Below are 22,153 nucleotides of genomic sequence, written 5' to 3' on the forward strand. Positions count from 1 at the left end.
CATGCGTCTCCTCTTGTCGGTTATCGCGACGCGCCGGGCGCCGTCGGGGCCGCCGGGGCCATCGGCGGTGCTGGCGGCGCGGGCAATCCCGGCACTCCCGGCCCAACCGACAGCTCACCGCTCATGGCGGCACTCACCGCGTTGCTGCCTGCGCCGCGTGCGTTCGCGGCGTCGATCGTCGGCTGATCCACCTCATGCTTGACCGACTGTTCTGCGCGACGGTTGAGCACGATGATGCTGATGCGACGGTTGATCGGGTTGTAAGCGTCGTCGCGATCGAGCGGCACCGTCGACGCCAGACCCACCACGCGCAGCACCTTCTCGCTGTCGAGACCGCCCGCGATCAGTTCGCGGCGCGAGGCGTTCGCGCGGTCCGCCGACAGTTCCCAGTTGCTGTAGCTCTTGTCACCTTGCGCGTACGCCGTGGCGTCGGTGTGACCGGACAGGCTGATGGCGTTCGGTACGCCGTTGAGCGATTTGCCGATCTCGCGCAGGATGTCGCGCATGTACGGCTGCACCTGCGCGCTCGCATTGGCGAACATCGGCCGGTTCTGGTCGTCCACGATCTGGATGCGCAAGCCCTCGGTCGTCACGTCGATCAGCAATTGCTTGCGGAACTGCTTGAGCGTGGGGTTACTTTCGATGGCTTTCTCGATGCGCGCTTTGAGATCGCGCAAACGTTGTGCATCCGCACGCTCGGCCATCTCGGCGGTGGTCGCCTGACGCGAGCGCGTCTGGTCGCCGCGCGACTTCTGACCGTCGGTGCGCGTGGTGTCGGTGCCGCCGCCGGGAATCACGCCGCTGTTGTCGGCGGCGTTACGTCCGCCTGTGAGCGCCACTTTGAGCGGCGTGCGGAAGTATTCCGCGATCCCCGTCAGTTCCTTGCTGCTCACCGAACTCAGCAACCACATCAGCAGGAAGAACGCCATCATGGCCGTCATGAAGTCGGCGTAGGCAATCTTCCAAGCACCGCCGTGATGGCCGTGCCCGCCGGCTTTGCGGCGCTTGACGATAATGGGCCGCTCGTCTTTCTCGCTCATTTCTCGCGTCCGTCAACGGGCCTTGACCTGTCGCACGTGCTCTTCGAGCTCGGCAAACGACGGACGTACGGTGGAGTAAAGCACCTTGCGGCCGAACTCGACCGACAGGGCCGGTGCGTAACCGTTCAGGCTGGCAAGCAGCGTGACCTTGATGCACTCGTAGAGCTTCACCGATTCGTTGATGCGGTGCTCGATGAGCTGCGCCAGCGGCGAGATGAAGCCGTAGGCGAGCAGAATGCCGAGGAAGGTCCCCACGAGGGCCTGTGCGATCAGCGCGCCGAGCACGGCCGGCGGCTGGTCGGCCGACGCCATGGTGTGCACCACGCCCATCACGGCGGCCACGATACCGAAGGCCGGCATGGCGTCGCCCGTCTTTTGCAGACAGTGCGCGGGCACTTCGCCCTCGTGACGGTACGTTTCGATTTCGTGATCCATCAGGTTCTCGATCTCGAACGCGTTCATGTTGCCGCTGACCATCAGTCGCAGATAGTCGGTGAGGAATTCCATGATGCGCGGCTCGCCGAGAATGCGCGGGTATTGCGAGAACACCGGGCTCGATGCCGGATCTTCGACGTCTCCCTCGATGGCAAGCATGCCGTCCTTACGCGCTTTCGCGAGCAGCACGTACAGGAGCGCCATCAGCTCCATGTACAGCTCTTTGGTGTATTTCGAGCCCTTGAACAGCATCGGCAGCGCTTTCATCGTCGCCTTGATCGCCTTGCTGTTGTTGCCCACCACGAACGAGCCGACGCCCGCGCCACCGATGATCAGCAGCTCGGTCGGCTGAAACAGCGCGCCCAAGTGGCCCCCGCCAATGACGAAGCCGCCAAAGACCGATGCCAGAACGATGATGTAACCAATGACGACAAGCACTGCCGGATACCTCTCGCAAAAATACGTCTACGGAAAATTGTCCTTCCTGTTCAGAGGGCTTAACGGCAGACACGCAGGGAAACTGTAGGGGCGGGATTACCTCGATACGCTGGGGGCGGAAGGCACCGTTCAGGCCGCTAGCGGCGAAATCGTGGCGTCCGGCTCACCCGACGCCACAACGGGCGCGAGATCGGCGGCATGCGCGTGCTTCGCTTTCCGGGTCTTTCCGGCACGCGACGGCGGTGCGCACAGCCCGCAAACGTACTGGCCATGCGGCTCGTGCGCATGCGTGACGAAATGACCGCCGCAACGCGTGCACGGCGTCATCTGCAGCATCTTGCTGTCGAAGAAGCGAACGAGCGTCCATGCCCGCGTGAAGCCGAGCACCGCCTCCCAACCGTGCAACTCCACGTGCTCCAGGTACAGGCGGTAAGCCTTCACGATGGCTTCGATGCCCTGGCATCCGCCGTACTGCACGAGGTGGCGGTAGATGTTGTGGAAAAGCGACGAGTGGATGTTCGGCAGCCAGGTCACGAACCAGTCGGTCGAGAACGGCAGCATGCCCTTGGGCGGCGAGGCGCCTTTGAGCTCTTTGTAGAGTTTGATGAGTCGATCGCGGCTCAGGCTCGTCTCCGCTTCCAGCAACTGGAGGCGGGCGCCGAGTTCGATCAGCTCGATGGCCAGCTGAATTTCACGGGCCTCGAGGACGACGCTTTTGGTACGCATATACAGGCTTCCTGGCAAATCACGCCAAGCGCGGCCCCGATGACATCAGGCTGCGCGTGGCGTGCGTCGCGTATGTCGTACGCTCAGCCGATCTGCTCGACGGGCTGACCCGCGAGCAGAATCGAAGCGTGCGACTGCTGCATACCCACGTCTTTCGCACCGTGCGTGAGGCTCGAAAGAATCACGTGGTCGTCGAATCGAAATCGGCACAGAAGCTGGTTCGACCCCGCGAACTTAACGAGTTGAGCCAGTGTGAGACTGCCGAGCACGTCGGCAAGCTGGTCGCTGATGCCCAGGCGGAACATTGCCGCCGCGCGATCCTCACGGATCAGGCGCTGAGCCAGGACTAGGTAGGAGAGATTCAACTCACGAATCTCGTTCAGTGTTTCGCTGTTTCGCATGCGGCCCCCCGGCGCAATGGATGAATCTGGCGGTACTACTGTCTATTCCCTCGCATTGTGGACAAGGGCGAAAGATAAAGAAATCGGAGAAAAACTACAGAAAGGGGCGAGAAAAGCGGAAGTTTATTGTAGGAATTTTTCCTACATGAGCGGCGCGCAGGGATCCTACGACGCGCTCGGGGGGAACGTTCGATGACAGAGTGTGACGGCTTCATGAAAGTGTCACGAAGCTGCGCTCTACTACTTGACTGTATTTCGGCGGACTTTTGCCGAACTTTAGGCATCCTTGCAAAAAATTTCAGGGGGCTTCTGCATGGGTTGCCTGGATCGTACTTTGCCTATCGAGCGGGCACTGGAACAGAGCAATTACAAAGTGTTACAGATGTAGTGCCGCTCACCGAAGCTCAGGTTTGGAAGCATTGTTCTGATGCCGGTTCCCGCCGTTTTGCCGGAATCGCGAAGCGCCATCTTACAAATCCTTCCCAACGGCACAGTCCCGTTATCCCCGCTTCCGTCGTTTTCGTCGTTTCGACAGGCGATCTCAAACAGACGTCAGAAACCGCACAACGTTCCCGACACCGCGATAGATGTTACGCGTGATGCGTTTGGAAGGTGTTCAGAGGGCGTTCGGGACGCGTTTGGTCCTGTCCTTGCCCTGCCCTCTGTCCGCTCAGGCCGCGCCTGCGGCGGGCGGCAGTGCGGGCCTTGCGCGTCGGATCAGCACCGTGTGGAAGCCCCACGACAGCACGCCGCATATCGCCATGACCGCCGCCATCGGCACGGCCGAGCGGGCGTGCAGCAAGCCGACCGCAGCACCGGCGCTGGCCGCCGCGAGGAATTGCAGCGCGCCCAGCAAGGCAGACGCCGCCCCGGCACGCTGGTGCTGCCGGTTGAGCGCCTCGGCAATGGCGTTCGGCTGCGAGAAGCCGAGGCTCGTGACAAAGGCGAACAACGGCACCATCAACCCGATCAGCCCGCCAAGCCTGAGCGCCGCCACGGCGAGCATCAGCAAGCCGAGAATCGCGACCAGATTGTTGGTACGGCGCAACACGTCGGCCGGACGCCGCGTGCGCAGCAAATATGCGTTGATCTGCGAGCCGCCGATGATGCCGCAGGCGTTCAGGCCAAACAGCCAGCCGTAATGGGTCGGATCGACGCCGTACAGATTGATGAAGACGAAGGGCGAGCCGGTGATGTACGCGAACATCCCCGCCTGCGAAACGCCGCCTGCCAGCGCATTGCCCATGAACTCACGGTCGCGCAGCAGCTCGCCGTAGTTGTGCCACGCCGTCGTCAGCCAGTTGCGCGCCTGCTTCGCAGCCTGACGCGTCTCCGGCAGCCAGTAGACGGCCATGCCGAAGCACATCGCACCGAAGACCGTCAGTCCCCAGAAGATCCAGCGCCAGCCCACGAACATCAGCACTTGCCCGCCGATCAACGGGGCGAGGATCGGGGCTGCGCCCATGATGAGCGTCATGCGCGACAGCACACGCGCCACCGTCGCCGTATCGAACAGGTCGCGCGCCATGGCGCGGGCGATCACGAAGCAGGCACAGCCGCCAACCGCCTGAATGAAGCGGCTGACGATCAGCGTTTCGATGTTGGGGGCGAGCGCGCATCCGGCCGACGCGAGCGTGTAGAGCGCCAGTCCGGCATAAAGCGGACGTTTGCGTCCGTAGCGGTCGGCAAGCGGGCCATGCAGCAACTGGCCGAGGCCGAGCCCGATGAAGAACGATGCCAGGGAGAATTGCGCCGCAGCGTCCGTCGTGTTCAGTTCGCGCGCGATGCTCGGCAGCGCGGGCAGATACATGTCGATCGACAGCGAGCCGATGGCCGACAGAATGCCGAGGATGAAAACGGTACGGAAGGTGTGTGAGGGCGCGGACGCCGTGGCAGCGGACATTGGGCGAAGCCTAGGGTAATCCCGAATGATACGGCATTCGCCCCGAGTTCGCTTAAAAATTGGGCAGAGGTATCGTGTGTCCGATCCCCTGCCCTGACAACGTTATCCGGCAGCGATGCCCGTCAGGCGGTCTTCTCTTCCTGAAGGCCGAGCGATTCGACCATCTTCTCGCGCATGATGAACTTCTGCACCTTGCCCGTCACGGTCATCGGCATTTCGTCCACAAAACGGATGTAACGCGGGATCTTGTAGTGTGCGATCTGATCCTTGCAGAAGGCGCGGATGTCGTCCTCCGTCGCGCTCTGCCCCGGCTTGAGGACGATCCATGCGCACACTTCCTCGCCGTACTTCGCATCGGGCACACCGAACACCTGCACCGCCTGTACCTTCGGGTGACGGAACAGGAACTCCTCGATTTCACGCGGGTAGATGTTTTCGCCGCCACGAATGAGCATGTCCTTCACGCGGCCGACGATGTTGCAATAGCCGTCCTCGTCGAGCGTCGCGAGGTCGCCCGTGTGCATCCAGCCGTCGCGAATCGCTTCGCGCGTGCGCGGCTCGTCGTCCCAGTAGCCCTGCATCACCGAGTAGCCCTTCGTGCACAGTTCGCCCTTCTCGCCGACCGGCACGATCTCGCCCGCCACATCGACCAGCTTCACTTCGAGGTGCGGTTGCACGCGGCCGACCGTCGTCACGCGCTTATCCAGCGGGTCGGTCGTGGTGGTCTGGAACGACACGGGGCTCGTCTCGGTCATGCCGTACGCGATGGTCACTTCGCTCATGTGCATCTGGTCGATCACGCGCTTCATCGTTTCGATGGGGCATGGCGAGCCCGCCATGATGCCGGTGCGCAGCGAGTCGAAGTGATAGTTGCCGAAGTCCGGATGATCGAGCTGGGCGATGAACATCGTCGGCACGCCGTGCAACGCGGTACAGCTTTCTTCCGAGACGGCGGCCATCGTCGCCTTCGGATCGAACGCCTCGCCGGGAAAGACCATCGTCGCCCCCGTCGACACGCAGGCGAGCACCGCCAGCACCATGCCGAAGCAGTGGTAGAACGGCACCGGAATGCACAGGCTGTCGTGCTCGGAGAAGCGCATCGCCATCGCGATGTAGCGACCGTTGTTGACGATGTTGTGGTGCGTGAGCGTCGCACCCTTCGGGTTGCCCGTCGTGCCGCTCGTGAACTGGATGTTGATCGGGTCGAAGCAGTCGAGCGCGTCGGAGATCTTGCGCAGCGTGGCGAGGTCGGCGTCCGCACCGAGCGTCACCACGTCGCTGAAGTTCATCATGCCGGGCGTGTGCTCCATGCCCATGCGGATGACGGTGCGCAGCGTCGGCAGTTTCTCCGACTGCAACTGGCCGGGGGCGCACGTGGCCAGCTCGGGCGCCAGCACGTTGAGCATGTCGAGATAGCGCGACGACTTGAACGACTCGGCCGCGACCAGCACCTTGCAGCCGACCTTGTTGAGCGCGTATTCCAGCTCGGCCAGCCGATAGGCCGGATTGATGTTCACGAGAATCAGGCCCGCACGCGCGGTCGCAAACTGCGTGACCAACCATTCGACGCGATTCGGCGACCAGATGCCCACCCGGTCGCCCTTCTTCAATCCAAGCGCAATGAGTCCGGCGGCAAAGGTATCGACATGGGCGATGAATTCGCGCCACGTCCAGTCCACGCCCTGCTCGCGAAACACGACCGCCTGCCGCTCGGGAAACTTCGCTGCCGTCTCGGCAAGCAGTCCAAATACCGTCAACGTCGAAAGCGGTACGGTGGTTTCACCCTTCACATACGACAGTCCATTACGAGGTACAACGCCCGCACCTTCCCGGCTTTCCATGCTTTTGTCTCCTGAAGCAATGCTGAAGTGGTGAATGCTGTCGCGCGACGATAGGTGACTTGTTATAACAATAGCGCGTCACGCTAGATTGACGTTTACGTTAACGTAATTTGAGTGACGCAACGAGTGGGGATGGCCCTGAGTGAAGGGTAAGACGCGTGTCATCAGACGCGCGTACGACGACGCGTAAAACCTTGAGACAAAACAAAAGCCCCACACATTCGCATGTATGGGGCTTTCGCAGACATTGCGCGGCGCGAGGCCGGCGCAGCGCCGGTGTTACTTCGTGCGACGCAGCTTCTGGATCGCAGCGAGTTGGGCAATCGCTTCGGCCAGTTCGGCTTGAGCGGTCGCGTACTCGATGTTCGAATCCTTGTTCGACATGGCTTCTTCTGCACGACGCTTGGCTTCGTTAGCCTTCGCTTCGTCCAGATCCTTGCCGCGAATCGCGGTGTCGGCGAGCACAGTCACCGTGCCCGGTTGCACTTCGAGAATGCCGCCTGCGACGAAGACGAAGTCCTCGTTGCCTGCTTCGTCCTCGATGCGAACCGCACCCGGCTTGATACGCGTGATCAGCGGCGTGTGGCCCGGCAGAATGCCGAGCTCGCCGGCTTCGCCGGGCAGCGCGACAAACTTCGCCTTACCCGAGAAGATCTGCTCTTCCGCGCTGACGACGTCTACGTGAATGGTTGCCATAATCGCTCCCGTTGAGTGTGATGAAGCGGCAGGCGCGCCAGTCCGGACGTTACCGTCCTCGCTTCGCTACCCCGCCCCGCAACAGTCACCTGCCGAGCTGCGGTGGCACCTCTTGCGAGACACCGCCGTCGCCCGGCACTCAACCGTTTACTGCATCTTCTTGGCTTTTTCGAACGCTTCGTCGATCGTGCCAACCATGTAGAACGCTTGTTCCGGCAGGTGGTCACATTCGCCGTCGACGATCATCTTGAAGCCGCGGATCGTTTCCTTGAGCGGAACGTACTTGCCCGGCGAGCCCGTGAACACTTCTGCCACGTGGAACGGCTGCGACAGGAAACGCTGGATCTTACGAGCGCGGGCCACGGCCAGCTTGTCGTCCGGCGACAGTTCGTCCATACCCAGAATCGCGATAATGTCGCGCAGTTCCTTGTAACGCTGCAGCGTCGATTGCACGCGACGGGTCACCGTGTAGTGCTCTTCGCCAATCACGTTCGGGTCGATCTGACGCGAGGTCGAGTCGAGCGGATCGACTGCCGGGTAGATACCCAGCGAGGCGATGTCACGCGACAGAACGACGGTGGCGTCCAAGTGACCGAAGGTGGTTGCCGGCGACGGGTCGGTCAAGTCATCGGCAGGCACGTACACGGCTTGCACCGACGTGATCGAGCCGGTCTTGGTCGACGTAATACGCTCTTGCAGCTTACCCATTTCTTCAGCCAGCGTCGGCTGATAGCCCACGGCCGACGGCATACGGCCGAGCAGTGCCGACACTTCGGTACCGGCCAGCGTGAAACGGTAGATGTTGTCCACGAAGAACAGCACGTCGCGACCTTCGTCACGGAAGTGCTCGGCCATCGTCAGACCGGTCAGTGCGACGCGCAGACGGTTGCCCGGCGGCTCGTTCATCTGGCCATAGACCAGTGCGACCTTGTCCAGAACGTTCGAGTCCTTCATTTCGTGGTAGAAGTCGTTCCCTTCACGGGTACGCTCGCCCACGCCGGCAAACACCGAATAACCGCCGTGTTCCTTGGCGATGTTATTGATGAGTTCCATCATGTTCACGGTCTTGCCCACACCGGCGCCACCGAACAGACCCACCTTACCGCCCTTGGCGAACGGGCAGATCAAATCGATAACCTTGATACCGGTTTCGAGCAGTTCCGTCGACGGCGACAGCTCGTCGAATGCCGGAGCCTTCTGGTGAATCGAACGGGTGTGTTCCTTGGCGATCGGACCGGCTTCGTCGATCGGACGGCCCAGCACGTCCATAATGCGGCCCAGCGTCGGCTTACCGACCGGCACCGTGATCGGCAGACCCGAGTTTTGCACCGTCATACCGCGGCGCAGGCCTTCGGAGGAACCCAGACAGATGGTGCGAACCACGCCGTCGCCCAGCTGTTGCTGGACTTCGAGCGTCAGTTCCGAACCTTCCATGGTGAGCGCGTCGTAGATCTTCGGCATGCTTTCGCGCGGGAATTCCACGTCGATAACGGCGCCGATGCACTGTACGATTTTGCCTTCAATCAAAGCAGTACTCATCGCTTTTCCTTTAGATACTCAAATTCATTTCGCCTTGCGGCGCATCGGCCCGTGCCACCGCTTAAACTGCGGCGGCGCCACCCACGATTTCGGACAGTTCCTTCGTAATCGCTGCTTGACGGCCCTTGTTGTAGACCATCTGCAATTCACCGATCACGGTCTTTGCATTGTCCGATGCGGCCTTCATGGCCACCATGCGGGCGGACTGTTCCGACGCCATGTTCTCTGCGACTGCCTGATACACGACAGCTTCGACGTAACGCACCAGCAGGGCATCGACGACCGTCTTCGCATCCGGTTCGTAGATGTAGTCCCACGAGTGCTGCGCCGGCACGGCGCTCGCGTCTTCCGACTCGCCTTCGAACTTCTCCGGCAGCGGCAGCAGCTGTTCGACCACGGCTTCCTGCTTCATCGTGTTGACGAAGCGGTTGTAAGCCAGATAAACGGCGTCGAGCTTGCCTTCGGCATACGCGTCGAGCTGCAGCTTCACAGCACCGATCAGCTTGTCCAGATGCGGCGTGTCGCCCAGTTGCACAACGTGCGATACCACCTTCGCGCCGATACGGTTCATGAAGCCGAAGCCCTTGCCGCCGATAGCGGTGGCCTCGATCTTCAGGCCCTGTGCTTCGATTTGCTTCATCTTGGTCACCACGGCACGCAGCACGTTGGTGTTCAAGCCGCCGCACAGGCCCTTGTCCGTCGTCACCACGATGATGCCGGCCGCTTTCGCGTCCGCATGCTTCACCATGAACGGGTGGTGGTATTCCGGATTCGCCTGGCCCATATGCGCGGCGATCTGGCGCACCTTGTCAGCGTACGGCCGGGCATGACGCATGCGTTCCTGCGCCTTGCGCATCTTCGACGCGGCCACCATTTCCATGGCCTTGGTGATCTTGCGCGTGTTTTGCACGCTCTTGATCTTGCCGCGAATTTCCTTCATTCCAGCCATTGCTTACTCCTTGTCTCGGCGCGACGTTCGTTGCTGCCTGAACATCGCGCCTTCCCGGGTCCGTTGAATAGTTGCCGATTCAACCGGATTAGTAAGCGCCGGTCTTCTTGAAGTCCTTGATCGCAGCGTGCAGAGCAGCGTCGTCGTCCTTCGAGAGATCTTTGGTCTCTTCGATACGGCCGATGAGCGCGCCATGGCTCGTCTTCAGAACTTCGCGCAGACCCTTTTCGAACGGCAGAACCTGAGCGATATCGAGATCGTCCAGATAGCCGTTGTTGGCGGCGAACAGCGACACAGCCAGTTCCCACACTTGCAGCGGCGCGTATTGCGGCTGCTTGAGCAGTTCCGTCACGCGGCGGCCGCGCTCGAGCTGCTTGCGGGTAGCTTCGTCCAGGTCCGAAGCGAACTGCGCGAACGCAGCCAGCTCACGGTACTGTGCGAGGTCGGTACGGATACCGCCCGACAGCTTCTTGATGACCTTCGTCTGAGCAGCACCACCCACACGCGACACCGAGATACCGGCGTTGATTGCGGGGCGGATACCGGCGTTGAACAGGTCGGTTTCCAGGAAGATCTGGCCGTCGGTAATCGAGATCACGTTCGTCGGAACGAATGCGGTCACGTCACCGGCTTGCGTTTCAATGATCGGCAGTGCCGTCAGCGAGCCGCTCTGGCCCTTGACTGCGCCGTTCGTGAACTTCTCGACGTACTCTTCCGAGACGCGGGCAGCACGCTCAAGCAGACGCGAGTGGAGATAGAACACGTCACCCGGGTAAGCTTCGCGGCCCGGCGGGCGGCGCAGCAACAGCGAGATCTGACGATAGGCCCAGGCTTGCTTGGTCAAGTCGTCATAAATGATCAGCGCGTCTTCGCCGCGATCACGGAAGTATTCGCCCATCGTGCAACCGGAGTACGGTGCGATGAACTGCATGGCGGCCGAATCCGAAGCGGTGGCGGTCACGATGATCGTGTACTCCATCGCGCCGTGCTCTTCGAGCTTGCGCACCACGTTCATGATCGACGAAGCCTTCTGGCCGATCGCGACGTAGACGCAGGTCACGCCCTTGCCCTTCTGCGAAATGATCGTGTCGATGGCGACAGCGGTCTTACCCGTCTGACGGTCACCAATGATCAGCTCACGCTGGCCGCGGCCGATCGGCACCATGGCGTCGATAGCCTTCGTACCGGTTTGCAGCGGTTGCGAGACCGACTTACGCCAGATCACGCCCGGGGCAATCTTTTCGATTGCGTCGGTTTCCTTCGCATTGATCGGACCCTTGCCGTCGATCGGCAGGCCCAGTGCGTCAACGACGCGGCCCTTCAGTTCCGGGCCGACCGGCACTTCCAGAATGCGGCCCGTGCACTTGACGGTGTCGCCTTCCGAGATGTGCTCGTATTCGCCCAGAATCACGGCGCCGACGGAGTCGCGCTCGAGGTTCAGTGCCAGACCGAACGTATTGCCCGGGAATTCGAGCATTTCGCCCTGCATCACGTCCGACAGGCCGTGGATGCGGCAGATGCCGTCAGTCACCGAGATCACGGTGCCTTCGTTACGGACTTCGGCGCCGCTATCGAGACCTTGAATCCGGCTCTTGATCAGTTCGCTGATTTCAGAGGGATTGAGTTGCATATGTGCTCCTGATATTCAATTCTTCGCAGGCGTTTCGCGCCGGCCTCAAGCCGTCAGCGACGTCCGCATAGCCGCCAGGCGGGCGCGCACCGAAGTGTCCAGCACCTCGTCGCCAACCACCACACGCACGCCGCCGATGAGCGACGGGTCTACCGTCACGCTCGGGTTGAGCTTGCAGCCGAACTTGTGCTCGAGGCCCTTGACCAGCGAGGTCAATTGCTCGCCTTCGAGCGGGAAGGCGCTTTCGATCGTGGCGTCTGCCGAACCGGCAGCAGCGTTCTTCAACGCTTCGAACTGTTCGGCGATTTCCGGCATGGCAACCAGACGACCGTTTTCGACCACAGCGGCGACGAAGTTACGCACTTCGGCGTCGGTCGATTTCACGGCGGTGGTCAGCACGTCGACAACTTGCGACGGCGTCACTTTCGGATCGTCGGCCAGGTTGGCCACTTCGGGCAGCGCTGCCACTTGCGACAGTTCACGCACGAGCTGCGCCCAGCGATTCAGATCGCCGGACTTGGCCACGCGGAACAACGCTTCGGCATACGGACGAGCGATGGTTGCGAGTTCGGCCATGATCAGAGCTCTGCCTTGAGTTGGTTCAGCAGGTCGGCGTGTGCCTTGGCGTCGACTTCACGCTTCAGGATCTGCTCGGCGCCCTTCACTGCCAGACCAGCCACGTCTTCGCGCAGCGATTCACGGACCTTGACGGCCTGATTCTCGGCTTCTGCTTTGGCGTTGGCGATGATACGAGCCGCTTCGGCTTGCGCCTGCGTCTTGATCTCTTCGGCCACGGCCTGAGCGCGCTTCTCGGCGTCGGCAATACGCTTCGCGCCTTCGTCGCGGGCTTCCGCGAGGGCTTGCGTGGAGCGCTTGTTGGCGGCTTCCAGTTCAGCCTTGCCCTTATCGGCAGCGGCCAGACCGTCAGCAATTTTCTTCGCGCGTTCGTCGATAGCCTTGATCAGCGGCGGCCACACGAACTTCATCGTGAACCACGCCAGGATCAGAAACACGACGGTTTGCGCGAACAGAGTTGCGTTAATGTTCACGGTGTTTCCTTTCGGTGATGCGAGTCGATTGGCAAAACAGCGCGCCCCATTGTGCCTGCTGGCTTGGGCGCGCCGTTCATGTCCAGTTGGCCGCGCGGGTCATGCGCGACCGGCCGAAAGTAACTTAAGCGAGCTTCGACAGCAGCGGGTTCGCGAAGGCGAACAGCATGGCAACGCCCACGCCGATCAGGAATGCAGCGTCGATCAGGCCGGCCAGCAGGAACATCTTCGTTTGCAGCGGGTTCATCAGTTCAGGCTGACGTGCGCATGCTTCGATGTACTTGCCGCCCATCAGTGCGATACCCAGGCAGGCACCGATAGCACCCAGACCGATGATGATGCCGATACCGATAGCGGTCAGACCCTGGATGTTGGCGATGAAAGCTTGCATGATTACTCCTTATGGATAGAGACTTAAAACTTGAAAATTTGAAAAACTAAACTTGGAAAACTCGTAACTACCGCATCGACCGATCAGTGATGGTCGTGCGCCTGGCCGATATACACCAGCGTCAGCATCATCATGATGAACGCCTGGAGCAACACGATCAGGATGTGGAAAATCGCCCATGCGGTGCCGGCAATGACGTGACCGACAAAACCCAGCACCGACGCATCTGCGCCAAAGCTCCAGATACCGCCCAACAGAGCGATCAGCAGGAACACCAGTTCGCCGGCGTACATATTGCCGAACAGTCGCATACCGAGCGACACGGTCTTGGCACAGAATTCGATGATGTTGAGCAGCAGGTTCGGGATCCACAGGAGGAAGTGGTTACCGAACGGTGCGGTGAACAGCTCGTGCATGAAGCCGCCGGCGCCCTTGATCTTGAAGCTGTAGTACAGCATCAGAATGAGCACGCCGACCGCAATACCGAGCGTGCCGTTAAGGTCGGCCGTCGGAACGATGCGGTGATGCGTGATGATGGAATCCAGACCGACCCAGCCGATCACCTTCGACGGCAGATCGACCGGCAGCAAGTCCAGCGAGTTCATGAGCGCGACCCAGACGAACACGGTCAGCGCGAGCGGTGCGATGAAGGCACGATTGCCGTGCACGATGCTCTTCGACTGATCTTCGACCATCTCGACGAGCATTTCGACCGCAGCCTGGAAACGGCCCGGCACACCCGAGGTTGCCTTGCGTGCGGCCATCCACAGAATGAAGCAGCCCAGAACGCCCATCGCGATCGACCAGAACATGGTGTCCCAGTTGATGATCGAGAAATCGACGATGCTAGTCTGAGTCGAGCTCGCAAGGTTCTGCAGGTGGTGCGAAATGTACTCCGACGGGTTCGGAGCGTGGCCGGCTTCTACTGACATAGCGATCAAACACCCAATTATGAAAATCCGCACACGGTAGCGTGTCGACGCGTGAGCGGTTTCTCACCGCTACTTCAGTGCCATCGCCAGCCAATAGGCCTTGAGCGTCAGCACAAAGGTGACCAGGAACGCTACCCAATGCACACCGGGGTAACCGAACGCTACTGCCACCAACAACGCGATCGTCGTGACTACCTTGACCGCTTCTCCCATCACTAACGAACCGACGGAGAGGCGATCACCTGACATTCTTAACCGCAGCGCAAACAATGCACCCGGTATCCATCCAATCATTCCGCCCAGCCATGCAGACACCGCCGCGTCTCGTGGCGATGCCGAGAGCAACCACCAGGCCAGTGTCGCTATCAGCGACAACAGCACCTGGGCTCCCACCACCCTGAATGGAGTCACACGGGATGCGCGCCCCACATCGGGACCGAACAGGCGCTCGGCCTGCGCACGCGTGAGCGGAACGATAGTTTCTTGCTCCTGCTCGTCGTCCCAAGCCTCTGTTGCATGCGCCGGCGCTTGCGGTTTCGGTTCCAAGTTCGACCGGTTTTGATCGGTCATCTCGTAGCCTCCCCGCCCGACTCGTGCAAACGAATGGGCTCTTCAAGCAGTTAAACCCGCGAGATTTTACGGGAAATTACGAAGGCCAGTCAATCTAAACGCGCAACAAATTCGCCGAAACTGCACAGTGCATGCTTCGATTTGGCGGCAACTCTCACGGAGTGCAATTTTCCTCATGGTGCAGCGCGGCATTACGCGCAAACGCCGCACATTCCCCGCAGCTGGGCTACGTTCCGTGCGCGTTCAGACCCATTTCAGAGCAGCAAAGCCAATCAGGAGTGCCACTAGATAAAACGGAATCGAAAGGTAATGAAAGTGCCACCAGATCTTCTGCGATTTCGCCATGCGCAATGCAATCAGGTTCGCCAACGACCCCACGGCGAGTCCGAAGCCACCGACCGCCACGCCATGCGCCAGCGCGGGCCAGTTCTGCGAATACTCGGCGAGCAGAATCGCTGCAGGCACGTTACTGATGAATTGTGACAACACCGCAGCCCCGCCGTAGGCCATCGCATTGCCGGTGAAGTCAAAATGGCCGAGCGCCGTACGAACGTCCGGCAAACCGGCGACACCGCGTAGCACCACGAACATCAACACGAAGATCGCGAGCAGCAGCCAGTCGATGCCGAGCACGGCATTGCGACGCGCGATCAGCAGCACCGCAGCCACGCCCGCGCATGCCCATGCGGCAAATCCATGATCGGCCAGCGCCACAAAGGCAACGAACAGGGCGAGCGCGGTCCACAGCAACGGCCAGCGCACGTCGTGCGCGGGACCGCGTCGCTGAAAATGCAGTGCACGCGAATCGAAGGCGAAGGCGCAAACGACAAGCAACACGGCCATGAGCCCCAGCGTCACGGGCGTCATCATGACGACGTAGGCACCGAAGCCCATGCCGCTGTGTTGCCAAAGAAAGAGGTTCTGCGGATTGCCGAGCGGCGTGAGGCTCGAACCGGCGTTGACGGCCAGTGCGAGGAAGATGATCAGTCGCTCGATTCGCACCGGGGCAATCCGTGCGAGCGACTGCGCGAGCGGCACCACGGCGAAGAGCGCGACGTCGTTGGTCAGCAGCGTCGAGAGTGCGGCAGCGAACGTGACCATCAGCAGCGCGAGACGTCGCTCGGTACGAAACGCGCGCAGCAATCGTTGTGCGAGCCAATCGAGAAACCCGCTCTGATCGATGGCGCGTGTGAGCATCAGCAAACCAGCGAGCGTCAGAATCGTGTGCCGGTCGATGCGCGCGAACAGCTCACTTACACTTGCGGGCTTCGCGATCTGAAGCACGACGAAAGCGATCAGGAGGATGAGCAGCACCCAATCGCTTCGCACCCGCTCGAACGTCGCATTCAGCGCGCGTTTGATACGCGTAGCAATCGATGCGTCACCCGAGCGGGGTACCGCTTCCGGTGTCGGTGATGTTCTGCGGGACGCATCGTGAGATGCATCGCTGGACGACTCACCGGACGGATCGCTCACGGAAGAATAGTCAGGAGACCGAAATTACTCGGCGCGAATGCGCGCGAGGATACCGTCGAGTGCATCGAGGCTGCCGAACTCGATCGTCAACTGACCGGCGCCTTTACGGCCGACCTTGATCTTGACGTTCGACGCGAGCAGATCCGAGAGCTCCTCTTCGAGGCGCGTCACATCACGACCGCCCTCTTCTGCCGAGCGGCGACGAATACCGTCGCCTTGCGGCTTGAGCGATGCGTTCACGATGCGTTCCGTGTCGCGCACCGACAGGCGCTTGTTCACCACCTGGTTAGCGAGCGTGATCTGCGTGGCTGCGTCGACAGCGAGCAGCGCGCGCGCATGGCCCATGTCGAGATCTCCAGCGAGCAGCATCGTCTGCACGGGATTCGCGAGGTTCAACAGACGCAGCAGGTTCGACACTGCACTACGCGAGCGCCCCAGCGATTCGGCAGCTTGCTCGTGCGTGTAATTGAATTCGCCGAGCAGACGTTGAATGCCCTGCGCTTCTTCGAGCGGATTCAGATCTTCGCGCTGAATGTTCTCGATGAGCGCCATGGCGGCGGCAGCTTCATCGGGGACATCGCGCACAAGCACCGGCACTTCGGCGAGACCGGCGAGACGCGCCGCGCGAAAACGTCGCTCGCCCGCAATAATTTCGTACTTCTCACCATCGACCGGACGAACCAGAATCGGCTGCATCAGACCTTGCGCGCGAATGCTCGCGGCGAGCTCCTGCAGCGCGCCTTCGTCCATGCGTGTACGCGGTTGATACTTACCCGCCTGAAGGCGTTCGAGCGCCATCACCGACGGCGCGCCTTCGGCACTCGCCTCGGTCGCGCCGTTGTGGTTATCGGCGTGAGCACCCAGCAGCGCTTCGAGGCCGCGGCCCAGGCCCTTTTTTTTCAGTGCGTTGGTCTTGGTCGCCATGACAATGCGTTCCTGCGCGAATGCGCCTTACATAGTTTGAATGCGCGCGATCATTTCCGCGCCGAATTGCAGATACGCCTTCGCGCCGCGCGAGGCGGGATCGAAGACGACGCCCGGCATGCCGTAACTCGGCGCTTCGGCGAGTCGCACATTGCGCGGAATGATCGCGTTGAAAACCTTGTCGCCGAAGTGCTCCTTGAGCTGCTCCGAGACTTGTTGCTGAAGCGTGATACGCGGATCGAACATCACACGCAGAAGGCCGATCACCTTCAGGTCGCGGTTCAGATTCGCGTGCACCTGCTTGATCGTGTTGACGAGATCGGACAGCCCTTCGAGCGCGAAATATTCGCACTGCATCGGAATGATCACGCCGTGCGCGGCGCACAGGCCGTTCAACGTGAGCAGCGAGAGCGTCGGCGGGCAGTCGATGAGGACGAAATCGTAAGCGTCGTCGACCTTCGCCAGCGCCTGCTTCAGACGCGTATCGCGATTTTCGAGCGAGACGAGTTCCACGTCGGCACCGGCCAGTTCGCGGTTCGCCGGCACCACATCGTAGTTGCCGGACTCCGAGCGCTGGCAGCTCGTGCTTACATCGATGCCGTCGACCAGCACTTCATAGATGCTCGTCTCGAGCGCGGCTTTGTCGATGCCGCTGCCCATCGTCGCGTTGCCCTGAGGGTCCAGATCGACCAACAAGACACGCTGCCCGTGCGACGCCAGTCCGGCAGCGAGGTTCACCGTGGTGGTCGTCTTGCCGACGCCGCCCTTCTGATTGGCCACGCAGAAAATTTTCGCCATGCCGATGTAGTCCTCCGATTGCTGCCGTGTTGATGCGATTGATGCAGATGGTGCCGGGATGCAGGCCCGGGCGCGAACGCTTCATGCTGCCCGTCGCGGATGCATCCCGCTAATTCGATTATCTGAGCAAAGCGCAGTTATTGCCTGATGCAGCGGATTCACCGCATGTCGGCCGGTACCGGAGAGGCCGGCACCTCGTGCTCAGGGTGCACTGGCCTTTTGCGGCGTCAACACCAGTTTGTCGGTGTCGTAACCCTGCTTACGGAGCTGGGCACGCATTTGATTCAGCGTGTCGTCGTCGATTTTCGGCGAGCGCGAGAGGATCCAGAGATACTCGCGGCTTGGCTCTCCGACAGCGGCATACTGATAGTCACCGTCGAGCACGATAACCCAGTAGTTGGCCCAAAGCCAGGGAATCCAGCGCAACCAGTCCGGCGCGAACGTCACTTTGAAGCGTGCGGTGCCGGTGCCCTGCCCGTCGGTGCGCGCCAGCCCGGTATCGCTTGCATAAGTGCCATCTTCCTTTCGGCACTTATTGGTCACTTCGATCTTGCCGTCCGGACGTGCCACGTATTCTGCGGTCACATCAGACACACATTTTCGCTCGAAGAAATTCGGGTAGCGTGCTATTTCGTACCAGGTGCCGACATAGCGCGCCTTATCGATCTTTTGCACGGGACGCACGCGTGTCGTGAGCGATTCCTGCCCGGACTGCGCCCAGGCCACGGCCGCCACCACCGACAATCCAACCATCACAGCACCGGCCCAACGTGTCATTCGGGTCATGCCGTCACCTTCACGCGGAGCAAATGACGCTCGGCGTCGAGAAATGGCACGTTCAGCGCCAGCCGTTCGACCAGCTCGCAGCCGTCGGGCAACGCCAGTTCGCTTTCGGCGGCCACACCCTTCATGGCCCAGAAGCTACCACCGGGGGCTAGCAAGTTACGGCCAAGCGTGACGAAATCGTTCAATTCGGCGAAGGCGCGCGAGACGATGGCGTCGAACGGTGCCGGCACTTCCTTACCGACGACAAGCGACTCCACCCGGCCGGTCACGACCGTCAGATTGGTCAGCTTGAACGTGGCACGGGCTTGCGTCAGAAAAGCGGTCTTCTTGTGGACGATGTCGTTCACCGTCACCTGCCAGTCCGGGCGCACGATCGCCAGCACCACGCCGGGCAGGCCACCGCCGGAACCGACGTCCAGCACACGTGAAATCGGTTCGCGATCCAGTCGCGGCAGAATCGAGAGCGAATCGAGCAGATGCTTGACGACCATCTGTCGCGGGTCGCGGATCGACGTCATTTGCAGCGAAGCATTCCACTTCGCCAGGAGCATCTGATAGTCCAGCAGGCGTGCCTGTTGATCGGCACTGATCGTCAGACCCAGTTGTTCGATGCCATCAGCCAGCAATGCAGCGAGTTCGTTGCCGCCTTGTGCGGCATTACGCGGAGCAGTCATGAGGTCTCCGCGTCAGGCAGCGTGCTGACCGCCGGTGTCGCCATCGCTGGCAACATCGGTGTCCGCCGTCGCTTCCCCTGACGCGCGGCGGCGTCCGAGTCCCTTCTTCAGGTGGATCATGAGCAGCGAGATCGCCGCGGGTGTGACACCGGAAATGCGCGAGGCCTGACCCAGCGTTTCCGGACGCTGCGCGTTGAGCTTCTGACGCACCTCGATCGACAGGCCGCGAACGTCGTTGTAATCGATGCTGGCGGGCAGCACCGTATTCTCGTTCGCTTCCTTGCGCACGATCTCGTCGGCCTGACGGTCGATGTAGCCCTGATACTTGACCGCAATCTCGATCTGCTCGCGAATCTGATTGGCTTGCAGCACGTCATCCGACAGCGCGGTTTCAGGTGCAAGTCGACCGCCCTGCACTGCCATCAGCGCGTCGTACCCGACTTCCGGGCGACGCAACAGGTCGGCCAGCGAGTACTCGTGATCGATCGCCTTACCGAGCAACGGCACCGAATCTTCCGCCGGGAACGTCTTCGGATTCACCCACGTCGATTTGAGACGTTCTGTTTCACGTGAAACAGCATCGCGCTTGCGGCAGAACGCTTCCCAACGAATATCGTCGACCACACCGAGTTCACGGCCCACTTCCGTCAGACGCATATCCGCGTTGTCTTCACGTAGCGACAGGCGATATTCGGCGCGGCTGGTGAACATACGATACGGCTCGGACACACCGCGCGTGATCAGGTCGTCGACCAGCACACCGAGGTAAGCCTGATCGCGACGCGGGCACCAGGCTTCGCGGCCCTGCACTTGCAGCGCGGCGTTGATGCCGGCGAGCAGGCCCTGTGCGGCAGCTTCTTCGTAGCCGGTCGTGCCATTGATCTGTCCGGCAAAGAACAGGCCCGAAATCACGCGGGTTTCCAGCGAACTGCGCAGACCACGCGGATCGAAGTAGTCGTACTCGATGGCGTAGCCTGGACGCAGAATGTAGGCGTTCTCCATCCCCTTCATCGAGCGGACGAGTTCCAGCTGCACATCGAAAGGCAGGCTGGTGGAGATACCGTTCGGGTAGTACTCGTTGGTCGTCAGACCTTCGGGTTCGAGATAGATCTGATGCGAAGTCTTATCGGCGAAGCGATGGATCTTGTCTTCGATGGACGGGCAATAGCGCGGCCCGACACCTTCGATGACGCCCGTGTACATCGGCGAGCGGTCGAGACCGCCACGGATGATATCGTGCGTCCGTTCGTTGGTATGCGTGACCCAGCACGGCACTTGGCGCGGGTGCTGGTCAGGGCGTCCCAGGAACGAGAAAACCGGCACCGGATCCAGATCACCCGGCTGCTCTTCGAGGACGGAAAAATCGATGGAACGCCCGTCGATACGCGGCGGCGTACCCGTCTTCAACCGACCTTGCGGCAACTTCAACTCTTTCAGCCGTGCGGAAAGGCTGATTGCGGCGGGATCACCGGCACGCCCGCCGACATAATTGTTCAGCCCGACGTGGATCTTGCCGTCGAGGAAGGTCCCGGCGGTGAGCACCACAGCACGGGCGCGGAAGCGCAGCCCGACTTGCGTGATTGCCCCGACAACGCGGTCACCTTCGACAATAAGATCTTCCACGGCTTGTTGGAAGAGCCATAAATTCGGCTGATTCTCGAGGCGATGACGGATCGCTTGCTTGTAAAGAAGCCGGTCGGCCTGAGCGCGAGTCGCACGGACAGCGGGACCTTTGGACGAATTCAGAATACGAAACTGAATACCGCCCTCGTCGGTAGCGGCGGCCATGGCGCCGCCGAGCGCATCTACCTCTTTGACGAGGTGGCCTTTGCCAATCCCACCGATGGAGGGATTGCAGCTCATCTGGCCGAGCGTCTCGATATTGTGGGTGAGCAGAAGTGTCTTACAGCCCATGCGGGCCGAGGCGAGCGCAGCCTCGGTACCGGCATGGCCGCCACCCACCACGATCACGTCAAACTCGGTCGGATAAAGCATCGCAATATTGCCGCTGACGGCAAACTCTCTGGATTCGGTAATTGCGGAATTATAGCGGTATTGCGATGCATCATTTGTAACTGCACTCGTGTTTCACGTGGAACGTTAGGGGAAAGCGACGGTTTTGTGGGATGTTCCACGTGGAACGTTGATGTGTTTTGGTGGCTAATCAGGGGCATCGGTCGTGTTTCAGAGGATGTGCCGAACTACGCCCGCATTGGTTTCTTGCCGTAGAAGTCAGATGTTGCCTCTCATCTTCAGGCGGAAACCCTTCGGTGCAACCACCTCACAGCCCTCTCAAACATCCGGGCAGTGGGGATTGTGGGCACTCGGCTGTGCTCCACTTGAAAGTCGCTTCGCCAGAGTGCCCACAATCCCCACCACTCAATTGCCCAGGACCAACCGCCCATCAATGCTTGCGATGTCTGTTTCACGTGAAACATGATTGCCCCTGGTCTGCCAATCGAATGGCCTAACTACACGTCCTTGTTCGGATAAAACGGTGGGCTATCGAAGACTGGCGCATCCGTTTCACGTGAAACATTGAGATGAGACCGTGACGGCCAACGCACACCACCCCAAAGAGCTTCTATTTCTCGGCGAACGCCCCGCCCTCTCTCGCACGAATGCCCCGCCGTGGCACGCTAAGACCACTCGGTGCCAACATCGCGTCGTCCTCGCAAGCTTCCGGGCAGTGGGGATCGGAGGCACTCGGCTGTGCTCCACCTGAAAGTCGCTTCGCCAGAGTGCCCCCGATCCCCACTACTCAATTGCCCGGGACCAATCACCCGAGGATGTGCGTGCGGTTTCACGTGAAACATGTTTGACATTCGTGGCGAGCGAAACGGCTGTCCACTGCTCTCACTTCTCGCCCTAAGGTGCCGGCCTTTGGATCGCATTGGTTTCACGTGAAACACCACTCTCCCGTAGAGACATCTCACTCAGACGAATTCCGATGCT

The 22,153-nt window shown here is 60.9% G+C and carries 21 protein-coding genes; all 21 read right to left on the reverse strand.

The annotated features are described in order from the left end of the window. Positions 1-20: 20 nt before the first annotated feature. The 21 genes from motB to mnmG all read right to left on the reverse strand — a co-directional run bounded on the left by motB (position 21) and on the right by mnmG (position 21,193). Positions 21-1,040, reverse strand: coding sequence for a flagellar motor protein MotB (gene motB / locus PAQ31011_RS23495; RefSeq protein ID WP_150578078.1), 1,020 nt, complete (start codon positions 1,038-1,040; stop codon positions 21-23). 12 nt (positions 1,041-1,052) lie between these two features. Further along, positions 1,053-1,913 (reverse strand): flagellar motor stator protein MotA, encoded by an 861-nt coding sequence (gene motA, locus PAQ31011_RS23500; protein ID WP_023598342.1) that lies wholly within the window; start codon positions 1,911-1,913, stop codon positions 1,053-1,055. A 129-nt stretch (positions 1,914-2,042) separates the two neighbouring features. Beyond that, on the reverse strand, positions 2,043-2,639 hold the full coding sequence (flhC, locus tag PAQ31011_RS23505; protein WP_150578079.1) for a flagellar transcriptional regulator FlhC: 597 nt from the start codon (positions 2,637-2,639) through the stop codon (positions 2,043-2,045). A gap of 83 nt (positions 2,640-2,722) precedes the next feature. Then, positions 2,723-3,040, reverse strand: coding sequence for a flagellar transcriptional regulator FlhD (gene flhD / locus PAQ31011_RS23510; protein WP_023598340.1), 318 nt, complete (start codon positions 3,038-3,040; stop codon positions 2,723-2,725). 670 nt (positions 3,041-3,710) lie between these two features. Further along, complete coding sequence (locus PAQ31011_RS23515; protein WP_150578080.1) at positions 3,711-4,943, reverse strand: Bcr/CflA family multidrug efflux MFS transporter; 1,233 nt, start codon at positions 4,941-4,943, stop codon at positions 3,711-3,713. Between the two features lie 122 nt (positions 4,944-5,065). Further along, a complete protein-coding gene (locus PAQ31011_RS23520) occupies positions 5,066-6,784 on the reverse strand; it encodes an AMP-binding protein (RefSeq protein WP_150578081.1) in 1,719 nt (572 codons plus the stop codon). A 279-nt stretch (positions 6,785-7,063) separates the two neighbouring features. Further along, positions 7,064-7,480 (reverse strand): F0F1 ATP synthase subunit epsilon, encoded by a 417-nt coding sequence (locus PAQ31011_RS23525; RefSeq protein ID WP_039394093.1) that lies wholly within the window; start codon positions 7,478-7,480, stop codon positions 7,064-7,066. 147 nt (positions 7,481-7,627) lie between these two features. Then, on the reverse strand, positions 7,628-9,019 hold the full coding sequence (gene atpD, locus PAQ31011_RS23530; RefSeq protein WP_039394096.1) for a F0F1 ATP synthase subunit beta: 1,392 nt from the start codon (positions 9,017-9,019) through the stop codon (positions 7,628-7,630). A 61-nt stretch (positions 9,020-9,080) separates the two neighbouring features. Further along, entirely contained in the window at positions 9,081-9,968 is an 888-nt protein-coding gene (atpG, locus tag PAQ31011_RS23535; protein WP_150578082.1) for a F0F1 ATP synthase subunit gamma, read from the reverse strand. An 88-nt stretch (positions 9,969-10,056) separates the two neighbouring features. Beyond that, positions 10,057-11,598 (reverse strand): F0F1 ATP synthase subunit alpha, encoded by a 1,542-nt coding sequence (gene atpA, locus PAQ31011_RS23540; RefSeq protein WP_150578083.1) that lies wholly within the window; start codon positions 11,596-11,598, stop codon positions 10,057-10,059. Positions 11,599-11,643: 45 nt separating this feature from the next. Further along, entirely contained in the window at positions 11,644-12,174 is a 531-nt protein-coding gene (locus PAQ31011_RS23545; protein ID WP_150578084.1) for a F0F1 ATP synthase subunit delta, read from the reverse strand. Between the two features lie 2 nt (positions 12,175-12,176). Next, entirely contained in the window at positions 12,177-12,647 is a 471-nt protein-coding gene (locus PAQ31011_RS23550) for a F0F1 ATP synthase subunit B (RefSeq protein WP_039394107.1), read from the reverse strand. 124 nt (positions 12,648-12,771) lie between these two features. Continuing rightward, complete coding sequence (gene atpE / locus PAQ31011_RS23555; protein ID WP_010807762.1) at positions 12,772-13,038, reverse strand: F0F1 ATP synthase subunit C; 267 nt, start codon at positions 13,036-13,038, stop codon at positions 12,772-12,774. 83 nt (positions 13,039-13,121) lie between these two features. Further along, entirely contained in the window at positions 13,122-13,970 is an 849-nt protein-coding gene (gene atpB / locus PAQ31011_RS23560) for a F0F1 ATP synthase subunit A (RefSeq protein WP_150578085.1), read from the reverse strand. Between the two features lie 69 nt (positions 13,971-14,039). Then, positions 14,040-14,540, reverse strand: a complete 501-nt coding sequence (locus PAQ31011_RS23565; protein ID WP_150578086.1) for an ATP synthase subunit I — start codon at positions 14,538-14,540, stop codon at positions 14,040-14,042. A gap of 243 nt (positions 14,541-14,783) precedes the next feature. After that, the gene (locus PAQ31011_RS23570) at positions 14,784-15,914 is read right to left on the reverse strand and encodes an SLC13 family permease (RefSeq protein ID WP_174990248.1); all 1,131 of its coding nucleotides are present in this window, start codon (positions 15,912-15,914) and stop codon (positions 14,784-14,786) included. A 126-nt stretch (positions 15,915-16,040) separates the two neighbouring features. Continuing rightward, entirely contained in the window at positions 16,041-16,940 is a 900-nt protein-coding gene (locus tag PAQ31011_RS23575) for a ParB/RepB/Spo0J family partition protein (protein WP_150578087.1), read from the reverse strand. A 27-nt stretch (positions 16,941-16,967) separates the two neighbouring features. Continuing rightward, positions 16,968-17,738 (reverse strand): ParA family protein, encoded by a 771-nt coding sequence (locus PAQ31011_RS23580; protein WP_046290214.1) that lies wholly within the window; start codon positions 17,736-17,738, stop codon positions 16,968-16,970. A gap of 201 nt (positions 17,739-17,939) precedes the next feature. Beyond that, on the reverse strand, positions 17,940-18,524 hold the full coding sequence (locus tag PAQ31011_RS23585; protein ID WP_150578088.1) for a lipocalin family protein: 585 nt from the start codon (positions 18,522-18,524) through the stop codon (positions 17,940-17,942). After that, positions 18,521-19,198, reverse strand: coding sequence for a 16S rRNA (guanine(527)-N(7))-methyltransferase RsmG (gene rsmG, locus PAQ31011_RS23590; RefSeq protein WP_150578089.1), 678 nt, complete (start codon positions 19,196-19,198; stop codon positions 18,521-18,523). Before rsmG ends, PAQ31011_RS23585 begins: the two co-directional genes overlap by 4 nt. 12 nt (positions 19,199-19,210) lie before the next feature. Next, positions 19,211-21,193, reverse strand: a complete 1,983-nt coding sequence (mnmG, locus tag PAQ31011_RS23595) for a tRNA uridine-5-carboxymethylaminomethyl(34) synthesis enzyme MnmG (protein WP_150578090.1) — start codon at positions 21,191-21,193, stop codon at positions 19,211-19,213. Between the last annotated feature and the right edge of the window lie 960 nt (positions 21,194-22,153).

The sequence above is a fragment of the Pandoraea aquatica genome (genome assembly GCF_902459565.1).
In the GTDB taxonomy this organism is placed as follows: domain Bacteria; phylum Pseudomonadota; class Gammaproteobacteria; order Burkholderiales; family Burkholderiaceae; genus Pandoraea; species Pandoraea aquatica.